We start from the raw sequence: 1,223 nt of genomic DNA, 5'->3' as shown, positions 1-1,223 counted from the left end.
CGGTTTAGGTGGTGGTGCTGATACCAATGAATCCAATGCTGCCAATTCAACTGTGGCTAATGCTACCGTATTCCGTCCGGTTGATTCACTTAAATACAGTGATGACGACGAAGAAAACAGTTCGGCACAACAGAAATCTCCATTGGAACGTCTGCTTGCAACGGATAAAACCCGCAATACTTTCAACCAGAACTACAATGTAGGTTTAAACTGGAAACCATTCAAGAACTGGACATTCCGTTCCGAATTCGGATATGGATGGAAGTTTGACGATACAGAACAGTATTGGGGAGTAGATGCAGTATCTAATTCTAAATATGGATATAACGGTCAGCCACAAGCCTACCTGTTGAGAGAAAAGACGATGCCAACACATTGACCTATGATAACAAAAAACTGTTCAAAGGTCGTGATAAACTCAATGTATTGATCGGACATGAAGTAAGCAGCAGCCAAAGGAAATCAATAGAAAATGTATCTGTAGCTTTCCCTGTTACTATGAATTTCGATGATATGAAAGCAAATATGGGTTCGGGCAAAGCTTTAGCCAACCAATCTACCATTGCTGCAAAAGAAAACATATTATCATTCTTTGGTCGTGTGAACTATACTATGATGGATAAATACTTGCTTGCTGTTACAGTACGTGCAGACGGTTCGAGCAAGTTCGGTTCCGGAAATCGTTGGGGTGTTTTCCCGTCAGCAGCTTTGGCATGGCGTATCTCTGACGAGGCTTTCATGAGTAACACTCAAGACTGGCTGTCAGCTTTGAAACTACGTTTAAGCTTCGGTACTGCCGGTAACAACCGTATCAATTCCGGTTTGCTTTCCACCACTTACTCTTTGGGAGGTAATGATGCACGCAATCCTTTCTTCAACGGAGAAAGCACTACCATGTTGGAACATGGAACGAACTTATACAACCCCGATTTGAAGTGGGAAACAACAGTTACCCGTAACATCGGTATTGACTATGGATTCTGGAACAATCGTATCTCCGGTGCTATCGACTTTTACTGGAATACAACCAGAGACTTATTGATGCGTACTGAAATTCCTTCTCTCTCCGGATATAACTATCAGTACAAGAACTTCGGACAGACATCCAATAAAGGTGTAGAATTGTCTGTTAGTGCTGTTTTATTTGATAAAAAGAATTTCTCTTTGAACTTCAATGCCAACATTGCTTACAACCGCAACCGCATTGATAAACTGAATACAGA

The 1,223-nt window shown here is 41.5% G+C and carries 1 pseudogene; it reads left to right on the top strand.

Annotated features, from left to right (window positions below):
- Positions 1–1,223 (top strand): annotated as a pseudogene (locus AB5935_RS26930) (TonB-dependent receptor domain-containing protein); the annotation flags it as partial.

This window comes from Phocaeicola sp. RTP21198st1_B8_RTP21198_201120 (assembly GCF_040929485.1).
Classification (GTDB): domain Bacteria; phylum Bacteroidota; class Bacteroidia; order Bacteroidales; family Bacteroidaceae; genus Phocaeicola; species Phocaeicola dorei.
This window is presented reverse-complemented; position numbering and strand designations above follow the sequence as displayed.